12 protein-coding genes are annotated in these 15,186 nt (G+C 72.3%); 8 read left to right on the forward strand and 4 right to left on the reverse strand.

Annotated features, from left to right (window positions below; all coding sequences use genetic code 11):
- Window positions 1-198 precede the first annotated feature (198 nt).
- Both JS756_RS09700 and leuE read left to right on the forward strand, forming a co-directional pair.
- Complete coding sequence (locus JS756_RS09700) at window positions 199-1,779, forward strand: acyl-CoA mutase large subunit family protein (protein ID WP_205382601.1); 1,581 nt, start codon at window positions 199-201, stop codon at window positions 1,777-1,779.
- A 98-nt stretch (window positions 1,780-1,877) separates the two neighbouring features.
- Window positions 1,878-2,543: a leucine efflux protein LeuE gene (gene leuE / locus JS756_RS09705; protein ID WP_205382602.1), complete on the forward strand. Its 666-nt coding sequence runs from the start codon at window positions 1,878-1,880 to the stop codon at window positions 2,541-2,543.
- A gap of 134 nt (window positions 2,544-2,677) precedes the next feature.
- On the opposite strand, the gene JS756_RS09710 is transcribed toward leuE, so the two are convergent.
- The 3 genes from JS756_RS09710 to JS756_RS09720 all read right to left on the reverse strand — a co-directional run bounded on the left by JS756_RS09710 (window position 2,678) and on the right by JS756_RS09720 (window position 6,286).
- On the reverse strand, window positions 2,678-3,832 hold the full coding sequence (locus JS756_RS09710; RefSeq protein ID WP_205382603.1) for an acyltransferase family protein: 1,155 nt from the start codon (window positions 3,830-3,832) through the stop codon (window positions 2,678-2,680).
- Window positions 3,833-3,965: 133 nt separating this feature from the next.
- The gene (locus JS756_RS09715; protein ID WP_205382604.1) at window positions 3,966-5,312 is read right to left on the reverse strand and encodes a polysialyltransferase family glycosyltransferase; all 1,347 of its coding nucleotides are present in this window, start codon (window positions 5,310-5,312) and stop codon (window positions 3,966-3,968) included.
- Window positions 5,309-6,286 carry a glycosyltransferase family 2 protein gene (locus JS756_RS09720; RefSeq protein ID WP_205382605.1) on the reverse strand — a complete coding sequence of 326 codons (978 nt, stop codon included), beginning with the start codon at window positions 6,284-6,286 and terminating at the stop codon, window positions 5,309-5,311. The genes JS756_RS09715 and JS756_RS09720 overlap by 4 nt, the downstream gene beginning before the upstream one ends.
- A gap of 199 nt (window positions 6,287-6,485) precedes the next feature.
- On the opposite strand from JS756_RS09720, the gene JS756_RS09725 reads away from it, so the two are divergent.
- From JS756_RS09725 to JS756_RS09740, 4 genes are read left to right on the forward strand one after another with little or no spacing between them, the layout of a single operon-like run.
- Window positions 6,486-7,814 (forward strand): DUF6716 putative glycosyltransferase, encoded by a 1,329-nt coding sequence (locus JS756_RS09725; protein ID WP_205382606.1) that lies wholly within the window; start codon window positions 6,486-6,488, stop codon window positions 7,812-7,814.
- A gap of 32 nt (window positions 7,815-7,846) precedes the next feature.
- The gene (locus JS756_RS09730) at window positions 7,847-9,214 is read left to right on the forward strand and encodes an acylneuraminate cytidylyltransferase (protein ID WP_205382607.1); all 1,368 of its coding nucleotides are present in this window, start codon (window positions 7,847-7,849) and stop codon (window positions 9,212-9,214) included.
- 14 nt (window positions 9,215-9,228) lie between these two features.
- Window positions 9,229-10,167 carry an N-acetylneuraminate synthase family protein gene (locus JS756_RS09735; protein ID WP_205382608.1) on the forward strand — a complete coding sequence of 313 codons (939 nt, stop codon included), beginning with the start codon at window positions 9,229-9,231 and terminating at the stop codon, window positions 10,165-10,167.
- Between the two features lie 45 nt (window positions 10,168-10,212).
- Complete coding sequence (locus tag JS756_RS09740) at window positions 10,213-11,301, forward strand: hypothetical protein (RefSeq protein WP_205382609.1); 1,089 nt, start codon at window positions 10,213-10,215, stop codon at window positions 11,299-11,301.
- 184 nt (window positions 11,302-11,485) lie between these two features.
- On the opposite strand, the gene JS756_RS09745 is transcribed toward JS756_RS09740, so the two are convergent.
- Window positions 11,486-12,133, reverse strand: coding sequence for a class I SAM-dependent methyltransferase (locus JS756_RS09745; protein WP_205382610.1), 648 nt, complete (start codon window positions 12,131-12,133; stop codon window positions 11,486-11,488).
- Window positions 12,134-12,573: 440 nt separating this feature from the next.
- Between JS756_RS09745 and JS756_RS09750 the strand changes: the two genes are divergently transcribed.
- Entirely contained in the window at window positions 12,574-13,800 is a 1,227-nt protein-coding gene (locus tag JS756_RS09750; protein WP_205382657.1) for a M20 family metallopeptidase, read from the forward strand.
- A 315-nt stretch (window positions 13,801-14,115) separates the two neighbouring features.
- Entirely contained in the window at window positions 14,116-15,174 is a 1,059-nt protein-coding gene (locus JS756_RS09755; RefSeq protein ID WP_205382611.1) for a BMP family lipoprotein, read from the forward strand.
- The last annotated feature ends 12 nt before the right edge of the window (window positions 15,175-15,186 follow it).

The raw sequence follows: 15,186 nt of genomic DNA on the forward strand, positions 1-15,186 counted from the left end.
CACCGGTGGCTCCGTCGGCGCACGTCCGGCCCGGCCGTCACCCGAGATGTACCCCACGGATGACGCGTTGCGAACGGCACGGCATCGTTGTGAGGAAGGTCCCAGCGTGGGGCACTCCACCCGGGCGCACGAGCGCGGCTACAGTCCGTGGCGAGGGTCGGGCCGTACTGACAAGTAGCAAAGGAGCGGGGAGCGATCATGACACGCGAGTCGGAGTCCGGACTGCCCATCGAGCCGGTCTACGGACCCGACGCCCTGCAGGGCTGGGACCCGGAGCAGAAGCTGGGGTCCCCGGGTGCGTACCCGTTCACCCGTGGTGTGTACCCGACGATGTACACGGGCCGGCCGTGGACGATGCGCCAGTACGCCGGATTCGGCACGGCGGTGGAGTCCAACGCCCGCTACAAGCAGCTGATCGCGAACGGCACCATGGGCCTGTCGGTCGCCTTCGACCTGCCCACCCAGATGGGTCACGACTCCGACGCCCCGATCGCGCACGGCGAGGTCGGCAAGGTGGGTGTGGCGATCGACTCGCTCGACGACATGCGGGTGCTGTTCGAGGGGATCCCGCTGGACAAGGTGTCCACGTCGATGACGATCAACGCGCCCGCCGCGCTGCTGCTCCTGCTCTACCAACTCGTCGGCGAGGAGCAGGGCGTGTCCGCGGACCAGCTCACCGGCACGATCCAGAACGACGTGCTCAAGGAGTACATCGCCCGCGGCACCTACATCTTCCCGCCCAAGCCCTCGCTGCGCCTGATCGCGGACATCTTCAAGTACTGCAGGGCCGAGATCCCCAAGTGGAACACCATCTCGATCTCCGGCTACCACATGGCCGAGGCCGGGGCGTCACCCGCGCAGGAGATCGCCTTCACCCTCGCCGACGGCATCGAGTACGTGCGCACCGCCGTCGCGGCCGGCATGGACGTCGACGACTTCGCCCCCCGTCTGTCCTTCTTCTTCGTGGCCCGCACCACGATCCTGGAGGAGGTCGCCAAGTTCCGCGCCGCGCGCCGGATCTGGGCGCGGGTCATGAAGGACGAGTTCGGGGCGAAGAACCCCAAGTCCATGATGCTGCGCTTCCACACGCAGACCGCGGGCGTGCAGCTGACGGCCCAGCAGCCGGAGGTCAACCTGGTCCGCGTCGCGGTGCAGGGCCTGGCGGCGGTGCTCGGCGGCACCCAGTCGCTGCACACCAACTCCTTCGACGAGGCGATCGCCCTGCCGACGGACAAGTCCGCCCGCCTGGCGCTGCGCACCCAGCAGGTGCTGGCGTACGAGACGGACGTGACCGCGACCGTCGACCCCTTCGCCGGCTCCTACGTCATCGAGCAGATGACGGACGAGGTCGAGACCGCCGCGCTGGAGCTCATGGGCAAGGTCGAGGACCTGGGCGGCGCCGTCTCCGCGATCGAGCACGGCTTCCAGAAGAACGAGATCGAGCGCAACGCCTACCGCATCGCCCAGGAGACCGACGGCGGCGAGCGGGTCGTGGTCGGCGTCAACCGCTTCCAGCTCGACGAGGAGGAGCCCTACGAGCCCCTGCGCGTCGATCCCGCCATCGAGGCCCAGCAGGCCGAGCGCCTGGCCGCGCTGCGCGCCGACCGCGACCAGCAGGCGGTCGACGCGGCCCTGTCCGCGCTGCGGAAGGCGGCCGAGGGTGACGACAACGTCCTGTACCCGATGAAGGACGCCCTCAAGGCCCGGGCCACGGTCGGCGAGGTCTGCAACGCGCTGCGGGAGGTCTGGGGGACCTACGTCCCCACCGACGCGTTCTGAGTCGGCCCCAGCCCTTCCGGGGGGCGATGCCGGGGTGGCCCGTCCCGCCCCGCGGAATCCGGAAGAGGAGTGTCGTACCCGCGTGCGACACTCCTCCCATGCTCGGCGTCATCGACCTCCCCACGTACCTCGCAGGCCTGATCCTGATCGTCCTGCTGCCCGGCCCCAACTCCCTGTACGTCCTCTCCGTCGCCGCCCGCCGGGGCGTCCGCGCCGGGTACACGGCCGCGGCGGGCGTGTGGTGCGGGGACACCGTGCTGATGACCCTCTCCGCCGCGGGCGTCGCCTCCCTGCTCCAGGGCAACGCCCTGCTGTTCGGGATCGTGAAGTACGCGGGCGCCGGCTACCTGACCTGGCTCGCCGTCGGGATGCTGCGGGCCGCGTGGGGCATGTGGCGGGCGCGCCGGGAGCAGAGCGCCGCGGCCGGAACCGACGCCGTCCCCGCCGATCCGGCCGCCGCCGACGAACGGCCGTTCCGCCGCGCCCTGGTGATCAGCCTGTTCAACCCCAAGGCGATCCTGTTCTTCGTCGCCTTCTTCGTGCAGTTCGTCGACCCGGGCTACGGCTACCCGGCTCTCTCCTTCGTCGTCCTCGGCGCCTTCGCGCAGCTCGCCAGCGCCCTCTACCTGAGCGCGCTGATAGTCGGCGGCACCCGGCTGGCCGCCGCCTTCCGGCGCCGCCGGCGCCTCGCGGCGGGGGCGACGTCGGCGGCGGGCGCCCTGTTCCTCGGGTTCGCGGTGAAACTGTCCCTGGCCGCCGCCTGACCCACGGCCCCGCGGGCGCCGGCCCGTCCCGCGCGGACGGCCGGGCGGCTCTCCGCCCTCGCCCCCGAAGTCGTGACCGACGGCTCGGGCGCACCTGACGTCCCCCGGGGCCGGCCCGGCGGGCCCCGGAGACATCAGGGGCGCGGCTTGGCGAGCACCGCCCGCAGCTTCGGGGTGAACCGTTCCTCCACGAACCGGTTCAGGAGCCGGGCCAGCACCAGCATGGCGGCGACCGTCAGCAGGAAGGTGGCGTAGGAGGGCAGGCCCAGTCCCCGGTGCAGGCCCTGGACGACGACCCAGCCGAGATGTTCGTGGACGAGGTAGAACGGGTACGTCAGGGCGCCCGCGACGGTCAGCCAGCGCCAGTTCGCCCAGTCCAGCCAGCCCAGCCCGATCGCGGCGACGGCGAGGAAGCCGAGCGTGACGACCAGGATGATCCCGTAGGCGCTGCGGTACGAGAACTGGTCCGGCTGCGGGGGGTGCCAGTGGGTCTGCACCGCGACGTACTGGCCGATGAGCCAGTTGACCGCCACGATGCCCCACGCGTACGGGTCGGTGCGGTCCCGGTGCACCAGGTACAGCCCTACCCCCCCGATGAAGAACGGCGCGTACTCCGGCATGACCAGTTCGTCGAGCACCGGCTGGTGCAGCCCGCCCGCCATGGCCACCGCCAGCGTCCAGCAGGCGCAGAACATGACCACCCGGCGGCGGTCGGCGCCGGGCAGCACGATGCACAGCGCGAACAGGACGTAGAAGCGGACCTCGGCCCACAACGTCCAGCACACGCCGAGCACCCGGTGAGCTCCGAGCGGCAGTTGGAGCATCGAGAAGTTCAGCAGGGTCTCGGTCGGCGACACCGTCGCGAAGGACAGGAACGGCAGCGCCATCACCACCGTCACCAGTACGATCGCCGCCCAGTAGGCGGGGAGCAGGCGGGCGGCGCGGGAGGCGAAGAACGAGCGCAGCGGGCGGCCCCAGCCGCTCATGCAGATCACGAACCCGCTGATCACGAAGAAGATCTGCACGCCCAGGCTGCCGTAGGCGAACAGGCTGTGCAGCGTGGGGAACTGCAGGCGCGGGGAGGTTCCCCAGGCCCGGGTGACCTCGCCGCCCCGGCCGCCGTAGTGGTAGGCCGCCACCATCAGCGCCGCCACCAGCCGCAGCCCGTCCAGCGCGCGCAGCCGGGGCGCTCCGGCCCGGCCTCGCCGGGCCGGGCCGTCGGCCGGCGTCGGGGTACGCGCCACGGTGGCTGTGGGAGCGGTCCGGGTGTCCGCGGACGTGTCGGTCACAGCTTCCTCTCGACATGGTTCAGGCGGCGCTCGAAGCAGCGGTTCGATGCACGCTGGTCCGATCGCCGGACGGCCCGGGCCGACCGGAGGACTCTTCTCCCGGCCGCCCGGCGGAGTTCACCCGGGCGTCGACTCAGCGTCCGCCCGTCCGCCGCAGCGACCGCGCACGGCGCGCCACCCGGCGCACCGTCGCGTTGCGCGGGATGAACGCCAGTTGCGCGGGGAGGCCCCCGGGCAGACCCAGCGAGGCGAGGCGCCGTCGCTTGAAGTACCGCCAGGTGACGTCGTCCAGATCGCGTGTCAGATACCGCTCGGCCGCCGGGCGCAGCTCGGGATAGATCTTCGACTGCATGGCGTAGCCGACGGCCCGCAGCAGCTCGGTGAGGCCGCCGGCGTCGAGGCCCCGGCGCTGCTCGCGCACCGCGGCGTGGTCCGCCAGGTCGGGCAGCAGCGCGTCGACGACGGTCACCGGCACGCGGTTGCTGTTCTCGTACGGCGTCAGCCGCTCCAGCAGCAGCCCGGTGCCGGTGCGGGCGACCGGCAGGCCGTACAGCGCCGAGGCGGTGAGCAGGGCGGTGGAGAAGCAGCCGACGACCAGCGCGGGACGCATCCGCTGGTACACGACCTCGGCCAGGACGGGGGTGTCGAGCACCGTGAGCTCGGCGCCGAGCCGCTCCGCCTCCTGCTCCAGCGCCCGCGACCAGCGGGCCGGTGCCGAGGGGTGCGGCTTGAACACCACTCGGGTGTGGCCGAGCCGGACGGCGCCGCGCAGCATCCGCACATGGAGGTCCTCCTCCTCGTCGCCGGTCAGGATGTCCAGCGCGGACAGGTACTGCCCGAGCAGCAGCGCCGGTTCCTCGACGGCGGGCAACGCGGCACCGGAGTCGCCCAGTTCGTCCAGGACCTTCAGGAACGCGTCCGTCGGCACGATCTCCGGCTCGACGCCGAACTCGGTGAGCAGCAGCGGCTTCAGCCCCGGCACCAGGTCGAGGTGGAGCACGCGCCGCACCCGGGTGCCGACCAGCGGGTCGATCTTGAAGCGGGTCGGGCCGTAGCTCATCAGGCCGTCCGCGTAGACGTCGACCGGCGTACCCCCGAAGACCTGGCAGATCGCGAGCGCCGGGTTGACCTGGATGGACTCCACCGCCAGCTCGACGCGGTCCTCGCCCAGGTCCCACAGCATCCGCAGGTACCGCTCCCACAGGATCTGGTCGTCGGGGCGCGGGCTCCAGCCGCTCGGGTGGAAGGGGGCGATCGCCTCGTTCCACGACAGCACCCCGTCGAAGCGGTCCCTGAGGTGCTCGAAGGCCGGTGAGGCGTCGAAGGCGGGACTCAGCTCCGGGGCGGTGCCGTTGTTGCAGACCAGCAGCAGCCGCCGGTCCGCCGGAGCGAAACGGTCGGAGTCGAGCGCGGCGGCCAGCGTGGCGGCACCGTACAGGGTGGAGGCGCACAGTATCTGCGTGGTGCGGCGGCCGGTCATGCCACGGCCTCCGAGGCCGTCGAGGGCCGGCGGCGCAGCCGACGCAGCTGGGTGGCGCGGGCGATGTCCATGGAGTCCAGGGTGTCGTTGAGCAGGTCCTGCGGCATGCGGCGCAGGGCGGAGGCGCTCAGGGAACGGAGTCTGCGGGCCACCTGCGGTTCGAACTTGTCGATGGTCGCCAGATGGTGGCTGATGATGGCGCAGTAGGTGCGCACGGCCTTCGGCAGGAACCTGTCCGCGTCCGGGTCCTCGGCGGTCTCCGTGAGCACCCGGTCGAAGGAGCGGACGAAGTCCAGCTGGCGTGTGTCGCCGATCTGCGTGAGCGAGGAGGTGACCCCGCGCCGGTAGAAGATGCCGAACTCGCTCGGCACCGCGAACGAACCGCCCTTGCGGTGCAGCGCCCAGATCCACGGCCGGTCCTCGGCCGTGCGCAGGTCCTCCGGGAAGTGCAGCAACCCCTCGTCGACCAGTCGGCGGTGATAGGCGCCGGCCCACGAGTACGGGTAGTCGACGGGGGTGGAGCGGTCCTCCGGGAGGATGACCGTGCGCGCGTCGACGACGGTGTCCCGCGGCCCGAACGGCACCCGGTGCAGGGTGCGCCGGCCCCCGGTGAACCGCACGTGGTCGGTGCGGACGAAATTGCAGCCCAGAGCCTCGATACAGTCGAGCAGTCGGCCGAAATAGCCCGGGGCGGCGAAGTCGTCGCCGTCCATGAATGTCAGATATTCGCCGCGTGCTGCGTCGATTCCCGTGTTGCGTGCACCGGAAACGCCGTTCTCGGTGCGCCGGATGAGAACCGCGCCCGGGAGTTCTCGTTCGGCACGGTCGAGGACGTCCCCGGTTCCGTCGGTCGACGCGTCGTCGACGAGGACGAACTCCACGTCCTCGCGGGCGTTGGCGCGCAGGGATCTGATGGCGTCCGGGGCGTAGGGCCGCACATTGTGGAACGGCACGATGACGGAGAGCTTGACCACGCCGTCGACGTTAGACGGCGGGCCCCGGCCGCGTCTTGACCGCCGGCTTGATGAAGGGTGAACGCCACGTGGCGAAGCCGTGAATCAGGCTTTTTCTCGGCCGATTCGGTGGCCGATTCGCTGTTCGGCGGTGCTCTGTTCACCGTTTGTTGGATTCGGGTTGGGCGGAACCTAGAAATGCCTTCCTAGGTTTCTAGGCGTGCCAGAAAGTGCAACCAAGCCCCTGCGGGCGGTCGTTCTCGCGGATTCCGACACCCGGTGGAAATGGGGCGCGCTCACCGCGCAGCGCCTGACCGCGGGCGGGGATCTGCGTCTGGACGGCCTCCTTCTGCGCGGCCGAGCCACCCCGACCGCCCGTCAGCTCGGGGAGGTCGGCGTCCGCGCCGACTCCCTGCGCGAGGTGACCGCCGCCGAGTTCCTGCGCGTGATGAGCGAGGAAGCCTGCGACGTCCTCGTCCTCGCCCTGGTCGGCGGCGGTGTGCAGGCGATGCTGCACGGGCTGCGGCAGGCCTGGCAGGGCCGTGAACGGCGGCCCGTGGTCGTCACCGGCTACGTCGGCGTCGTGTACGAGAAGCTCGCCGACGGCCTGCTGCTGCGGCACGGCGCGGACCTCGTCCTCGCCAACTCCCGCCAGGACGCCGAGCGTTTCCGCGGCGTGTACGAAGGGGTGGGCGCCGACGCCTCGGCGGTCACCGAGGTCGCGCTGCCCTTCCTCGGCGGCAGCCCCTACACCGGCGCGCACGAACCCCGGACCGTGGTCTTCGCCGCCCAGCCCTCGGTGCCCGGGACCCGCACGGACCGGGCGTACCTGCTCGACCGGCTGATCCGGCACGCGCGTCTGCACCCGGAGCGGGAGGTCCTGCTCAAGCTGCGCTCCAGGCCCGGTGAGCACACCACGCACCTGGAGGAGCTGCCCTACCAGAAGCTCGTCCGGAGGGCCGGCGACCTGCCGCCCAACCTCCGCCTGGTCTACGGGAACATGGGCGAGGTCCTGGACCGCACCGACCTGCTGGTGACGGTGAGTTCGACGGCGGCCCTGGAGTCCCTGCACCGCCGCGTCCCGACCGCCGTCCTCACCGACCTCGGCATCCGGGAGACGCTCGGCAACCACCACTTCGTCGGCTCCGGCTGCCTCGCCTCCTGGGACCAGCTGGACGCCGGGCACCGGCCCGAGCCGGACCCGCGGTGGGTGGCCCGCCAGGGCGTCGCGGCCGGGGAACCCGGCACCGGGCCGGGCTCGTACGACGCCGCGTTCGACGCCGCCCGCGCCCGCATCGCCGCACTGCTCGCGGCCGACGGCCTGCCGCCCCTGGCCCCCTACTACACGACCGCGACGGCGCCCGGCTATCTGCCCGGCATCCTCGCCCGCCACCACCTCGCCCCCGACGGCACCCCGCTGCCGGGCGCCCCGGCCGCGGGCGGGGAGCCCGGTCCCGTGCGGCAGATCGTCCGCCGCGCGGCCCGCGGCGCCTACCGGCACGGAGTGCAGCGCGTGGCGCCCGTCATCCGGCGGATGGGGGAGCTGTGAGCCACCCGAACCCACGTCAAGGAGCTGAGACCATGTCCGATCCCACGACGGGCGGCGGCGCTTCGGTGCGCCGCGTGCTCGCGGTGATCCCCGCACGCGGAGGCTCCAAGGGCGTACCCGCGAAGAACCTCGCCCCCGTCGGCGGCATCCCGCTGGTGGCCCGGGCGGTGCGCGAGTGCCGTGCCGCGCGGCTGGTCACCGACGTCGTGGTCTCCACCGACGACCGCGCCGTCGCCGTCGCCGCCCGCGAGGCCGGAGCCGAGGTGGTGCTGCGGCCCGCCGCGCTCTCCGGCGACACCGCGACCTCCGAGACGGCCGTCCTGCACGCCCTGGACGCCCACGAGGCGCTGCACGGTGCCGCGGTGGACGTGGTGCTGCTGGTGCAGTGCACCAGCCCCTTCCTCGCCCGTGAGGACGTCGACGGCGTCGCCGCCGCCGTCGTCGACGGCGCGGACAGCGCGGTGACCGTGGCCCCCTTCCACGGCTTCCTCTGGCGCGACGCGGACGACGCCCTCGCAGCCGCCGGCACGGTCGCCGAGGCCGACGCGGCCGTCGGCGGCGGGTACGGCGTCAACCACGACCGGTCCGTCCGCCCGCGCCGTCAGGACCGCCCCCAGGACCTGCTGGAGACCGGGGCCGCCTACGCCATGGAGGCCGCCGGCTTCCGCAAGCACCGGCACCGCTTCTTCGGCCGCACGGAACTGGTCCGCACCGACCCCGCCCGCGTCCTGGAGATCGACGACCCGCACGACCTGGCCCGCGCACGGGCCCTGGCACCGCTGTACGACGCCGGCCCCGTCGAGGCCCCCGACCCGGCCCCGGTGGGCCGGACCGCCGCCGGCGCCCGGCCCACCGCCGACGACATCGACGCGGTCGTCCTCGACTTCGACGGCACCCAGACCGACGACCGGGTGCTGATCGACGCCGACGGGCGGGAGTTCGTCACCGTGCACCGCGGCGACGGCCTCGGGATCGCGGCCCTGCGCAGGAGCGGGCTGCGGATGCTGATCCTGTCCACGGAGCAGAACCCGGTCGTCGCCGCCCGCGCCCGCAAACTCCGGATCCCCGTGTTGCACGGCATCGACCGCAAGGACCTGGCACTGAAGCAGTGGTGCGAGGAACAGGGCGTCGCGCCGGAGCGCGTGCTCTACGTCGGCAACGACGTCAACGACCTCCCGTGCTTCTCCCTCGCCGGCTGGCCCGTGGCGGTGGCCGGCGCCCACGACGCCGTCACCGACGCCGCCCGCGCGGTCACCACCGTCCGCGGCGGCGAGGGCGCGATCCGGGAGATCGCCGGCTGGATCCTCGGCCCCCGTCTCGGCGCCCCCGCCGGCCCCACCGAACCCGTCCCGCCCACCCACCCCACCGACACGTCCCCCAGCACGTCCCCCAGCACGTAAGGACATCCCCTGCCATGAACACCAACTTCCGTCTGCGCACCCTCGGTCCGCGCGAGGTCGGCCCCGGCGCCCCCGTCTACATCACGGGTGAGATCGGCATCAACCACAACGGCGACCTCGACAACGCCTTCAAGTTGATCGACGCGGCCGCCGAGGCCGGCTGCGACGCGGTGAAGTTCCAGAAGCGCACTCCCGAGATCTGCACCCCGCGCGACCAGTGGGACATCGAGCGGGACACCCCCTGGGGCCGGATGACCTACATCGACTACCGGCACCGGGTGGAGTTCGGCGAGGACGAGTACCGCCGCATCGACGCGTACTGCAAGGAGAAGGGCGTCGCCTGGTTCGCCTCCCCGTGGGACACCGAGGCCGTCGCCTTCCTGGAGAAGTTCGACGTCCCCGCCCACAAGGTGGCCTCCGCCTCCCTGACCGACGACGAGCTGCTGCGCGCCCTGCGCGCGACCGGCCGAACGATCATCCTCTCCACCGGCATGTCGACGCCGAAGCAGATCCGCCACGCGGTCGAGGTCCTGGGCAGCGACAACATCGTCCTCTGCCACGCCACCTCCACCTACCCGGCCAAGGCCGACGAGCTGAACCTCCGTGTGATCAACACGCTGGAGAAGGAGTACCCGAACGTCCCGATCGGCTACTCCGGCCACGAGACCGGCCTGCAGACCACCCTCGCGGCCGTCGCGCTCGGCGCCGCGTTCGTCGAGCGCCACATCACCCTCGACCGCGCGATGTGGGGCTCCGACCAGGCCGCCTCCGTCGAGCCGCAGGGCCTGGCCCGTCTGGTCCGCGACATCCGCACCATCGAGGCCTCTCTCGGTGACGGCGTCAAGAAGGTCTACGACTCCGAGCTCGCCCCCATGAAGAAGCTGCGCCGCGTCGCCGGTGTCGTCGCCGAGGCGGAGATCGCCGCGGCGGCCGGCGAGCCGGTCGCGGTCTGACGCCGAGCGCTCGCACAGAGCCGATCACGGGACGGTCGTACGACGATGAGCCCCCGCGCCGGCACCGCCGGCCACCCCCACACCCTCGCGTTCGTCGAGAGCCCGGTGCAGTTGCTGAACGTACTGGAGTGGGCGCACGCGCACCCGCCGCGCACGCCCGGGGCCCCCGGCGCGGGGCTCACCCTCGTCGTCCTGTCCCCGACCGACCCGATGACCCGCGGCCAGTTGCGCCGGATGGCCGAGTTGGCCCGCGAGGAGGGCCACGAGGTCCGCTGGGAGGAGGCCCGCGGCGGTGCCACCGCCCCCTTCCACACGATCGGCGGCCTCGCCGGGACCCTCCGGCACGCGCAGCGCGTGGTCCTGGGCGACCCGTTCTCCCGCTACGTCCAGCTGCTGCTGACCATCACCCGCGCCCGCGAACTGGTCGTCGTCGACGACGGCACGGCCACCATGGAGTTCGTCGCCCAGCTGGCCCGCGGCGAGCGCCTGGTCCGCTGGCACCGCAGGGGCGGCCGTCCGGGCCCGCGGGACCTCCTCTTCGCCCCCGTCACCTCCTCCGCCCGCCGCCGCCTCACCCCGAACGCGCACCGCAGCGTCGAGGTGTTCTCCGCGATGCCCGTGCAGGACAGGCCGGAGGGCGTCACCCTCACCCGCAACGACTTCGCCTGGACCCGGGCCCGCTTCGGCCCGCCCCGCATCAGCAGGGGAGCGGACCTGGTCGGGACGTCCCTGGTGGAGACCGGCGTCGTCGACGGCGACCGCTATCTGACGGCGGTCCGGTCCCTGGCCCGTGCCCACGGCGCCACCCGCTACTTCGCCCACCGCCGCGAGAGCGCCGACAAGCTCCACCGCCTGGCCGGCGAGACCGGCCTGGAGATCGTCCGCCCCGACCTCCCCCTGGAACTGATCGCACGCCGCGGTCCCATCGGCCGCACCGTCCTCAGCTTCCCCTCCACGGTCGTCCACACCCTCCCGCTCGCCCTGGCCGGCACCGGGGTCCGCATAGCCGTCTGCGACATCGACCCGGCCTGGCTCACCCGGAACGCCTCCCCGCGCGCGCAGGGCTTCCTCTCCGGGGTGACGGGGTCCGCCCGGGACGTCCACCGGCTGGCGGCGGTGAGCCGGGCCCTGTGAGGCCTTGGGCGACCTCCGGCCACCCCGTCTGCCGGCCGCGGAGGAGCCGGGGAAGGCGCCCCGGAACAGGGGGCCCCGGAAACACCGGAGACACCGGAAACAAGGGAGGCCCAGGAACAAGCGAGGCCCCGTTCCGGCGAGCCGCCGCCCGGAGAGGCGCCGGTCCCGGCTGCGATCCGCCGCGCTACCCCTCCTTGCGCGCCAGCAGGAACGCCCGGGCCCGTGTCTCCTCCGCGACCGGCTCCCGCACCACCCGGGCCCGGACGGCCAGCCCCGCCGCGGCCAGCAGGCCGGCCACCGGCTCCGGCGGGCGGAACCAGTAGTCGAGGGCGATCCCGTGGCCGAAGCGCTCGGCCAGGTGCAGGTGCTCGGGCTCGTCACCGGTCTGGAAGGCGAGCAGGACGTGGCCCCCGGGTACGAGCACGCGGTGGAACTCGGCGAAGACGGCCGGGAGGTGCTCGTCGGGGACGTGGATGGCCGAGTACAGGGCCGTGATCCCGCCGAGCGTCCCGGCCGGGAGGTCCAGCGCCGTCATCGAGCCGACGTGGAAGCGCAGCCCCGGATGGGCCTCCCGGGCCAGCTCCACCATCCGCGGGGAGACGTCCACCCCGAAGACGGGCAGGCCGAGGTCGCGCAGTCGCGCCGTGAGTCCTCCGGGGCCGCTGCCCACGTCGGCCACGGGGGCCGTGCCGCCCGCCCTCACCAGCTCCGCGAAGGCGGTGAGCAGCGCCCGCTCCAGAGGCAGGTCGGTGGACCAGTCGGCGAAGCGGGCGGAGTAGTCGCGGGCGATGGTGTCGTAGGAGGCGCGCGTCGCGTCGAGGAAGTCCGTCATGGCCCCGCACCCTAGAGGGCCCTCCCGCGAGCCCGGGCGGGTGCGCGACGCCGGCTGCGGCACCTCGCCGCCGTCGCGCGAACGGCTGCGCTGGTGCCGCGGCCGGCGGACGGCAGGTCGCGGGGCTCCGGGCGGCGGTCCCGGTCCCGCCGCCCGCCCGTGGGGCCGCCCGTGGGGCCGCCCGTGGGGCCGCCCGTGGGGCACCGTACGGCCGTCCGGCAGGTGAACGGATCGGCGCGGCCGTTGTGACCCGTGGTATCCGTGGAAGAGATGCAGATGATGGGGCGGTCGACCGGCCGGAAGCCGGGCGAGTTTACCCGTCACAGTCGATACCTATGCGTCGTACGGCCAGGTTTCCTTCCCCTAACGGGCTGAACTTTTGTTGATCGAGGGTCAGTTGGCCGCCCCGGCGTCCTACCCTTCAGAGGGTGAAGCAATTGATGTCGCCCAAGCCCGAGGCCGATCTCCCCGAAGGCAGCGTCCTGCCCGGCATCCTGCCGGAGGACCTGCGTGCCGAACTCGTCGCCTTCCGCCGCGACCTGCACATGCACCCGGAGCTCGGCAACCAGGAGTTCCGCACCACCGCGGCGATCAAGGCGCGGCTGGAGCGGGCCGGTCTGTCGCCGCGCGTGCTCGGCATCGGCACCGGCCTCATCTGCGACATCGGCGCTGACCTCGGTGTACCGCCGGGCGGCATGCTCGCCCTGCGGGCCGACATCGACGCCCTGCCCATCCCGGACACCAAGAACGACTGCCCCTACCGGTCGACCGTGCCGGACCGCGCCCACGCCTGCGGCCACGACGTGCATACGACGGTCGTCCTGGGCGCCGGGCTCGTCCTGGCCGAGCTGCACCGGCAGGGACGGCTGCCGCGTCCGGTGCGGCTGGTGTTCCAGCCCGCCGAGGAGGTGCTCCCCGGCGGCGCCGCCGACGCGATCAAGAGCGGCGCGCTGGAGGGGGTGCGGCGGATGATCGCCGTGCACTGCGACCCCCGCGTCGACGCCGGCCGGATCGGGCTGCGCACCGGCGCCATCACCTCCGCCTGCGACCGGCTGGAGATCTCCCTGGACGGCCCCGGTGGGCACACCGCCCGGCCGCACCTGACCACCGACCTGGTCACCGCCGCCGCCCGCGTGGTCACCGACGTGCCCGCGGTCGTCGCCCGCCGCGTCGACACCCGCGCGGGCCTCGCCGTGACCTGGGGCCGGATCGAGTCCGGGCACGCCCCCAACGTCATCCCGCAGCACGCCGAGCTGTCCGGCACCGTGCGCTGCCTGGACATCGAGGCCTGGCGGCAGGCGCCGGACGTCGTCGTCGCGGCCATCGACGAGGTCGCCAACCTGCACCGCGCCAAGTCCGAGATCACCTACGTCCGCGGGGTGCCCCCGGTCGTCAACGACCCGGCCGTCACCGACCTGCTGCGCGACGCGATGACCGTGCGTCTCGGCCCGGACGCGGTCGAGAGCACCGAGCAGAGCCTCGGCGGCGAGGACTTCTCCTGGTATCTGGAGCACGTGCCCGGCGCCATGGCCCGCCTCGGCGTCCGCACCCCCGGCGAGCGCACGGTCCGCGATCTGCACCAGGGCGACTTCGACGCCGACGAGTCCGCGATCACCGTCGGTGTCGAGCTGTTCACCGCGGCGGCCCTGCTGGACGCCGTGAGCTGACCGTCTCCGCAGGCCGGACGGGTCGGCGGCGGGCGGCCCCCCTCGGGTGTGCGGGGGCCGTACCGCCATCCGGTGCAATACGTTCGTGAGCCATTCGTGCACAGTGCGCGACGGACGGCGAGCGCACCCGATGACCTCAGTTCAGGCGCTGTTTGCCTCGAATCGATAACGGCTTCGGAAGAGGTCTTTTTCTGACATCTACGCGCGTTACGATGCCGCGAAGCCGACGCCGCCGGGGCGTCATGGCCCGAGCACTGGCATGGTGCTCACATCAAGCGCCGACATGGCGCTCAGGTCAGGTGAAGGAGCCTTCCCGTGCGCCGGGTAGCCAAGCTTTCCGCTGCGTGTATCGCGTCCGCAGCACTCGCACTGACTGCCACAGCCTGTGGCAGCACTTCGTCCGACAACAACAGCTCGTCCGCCTCCTCCTCGGGCGGCGGCGACGGTGTCAAGATCGGTCTCGCCTTCGACGTCGGCGGCCGTGGTGACCGCTCCTTCAACGACTCCGCCGCGCGCGGTGCCGACAAGGCCAAGGAGGAGTTCGGCGGCGAGATCAAGGAGCTGACCGCCAAGACCTCGGACACCGAGGCCGACCGCGAGCAGCGCCTGAACGACCTCGCCCAGGCCGGTTACAACCCGGTCATCGGTGTCGGCTACGCCTACGCCGCCTCGATGACCAAGGTCGCCGCCAAGTACCCCAAGACCAGCTTCGGCATCGTCGACTCGGTCGTGGACGCCAAGAACGTCAACAGCATCACCTTCACCGAGGAGCAGGGTTCCTACCTCGCGGGTGTCGCTGCGGCGCTGAAGTCCAAGAGCGGTCACATCGGCTTCATCGGTGGTGTCGACGTCCCGCTGATCAAGAAGTTCGAGGCCGGTTACATCCAGGGCGCCAAGGACACCAAGCCCGGGATCAAGATCGAGACCCAGTACCTGAGCCACGGCTCGGACACCTCCGGCTTCGCCAGCCCCGACAAGGGCAAGGCCGCCGCGAAGGGCATGCTCGACAAGGGCGCCGACGTCATCTACTCGGCCGCCGGCTCCTCCGGCAACGGCTCCATCGAGGCCGTGAGCGGCGTCAAGGGTGCCTGGGCCATCGGCGTGGACTCCGACCAGTACAACATCCCGAGCCTTGCCAAGTACAAGGACTCGATCCTGACCTCGATGGTCAAGAACGTCGACGTCGGTGTCTACGACTTCATCAAGTCCGTCCACGACGGCAAGCCGCTGACCGGCGTCAACAGCTACTCGCTCGCGAAGAACGGTGTCTCGCTGTCCACCAGCGGTGGCTTCATCGACGACATCCAGCCGCAGCTGGACGCGGCCAAGAAGAAGATCGTCGACGGCCAGATCCAGGTCAAGACCACCCCGTGACCTGACGGTCCC

It is taken from the genome of Streptomyces actuosus (genome assembly GCF_016921115.1).
Classification (GTDB): domain Bacteria; phylum Actinomycetota; class Actinomycetes; order Streptomycetales; family Streptomycetaceae; genus Streptomyces; species Streptomyces actuosus_A.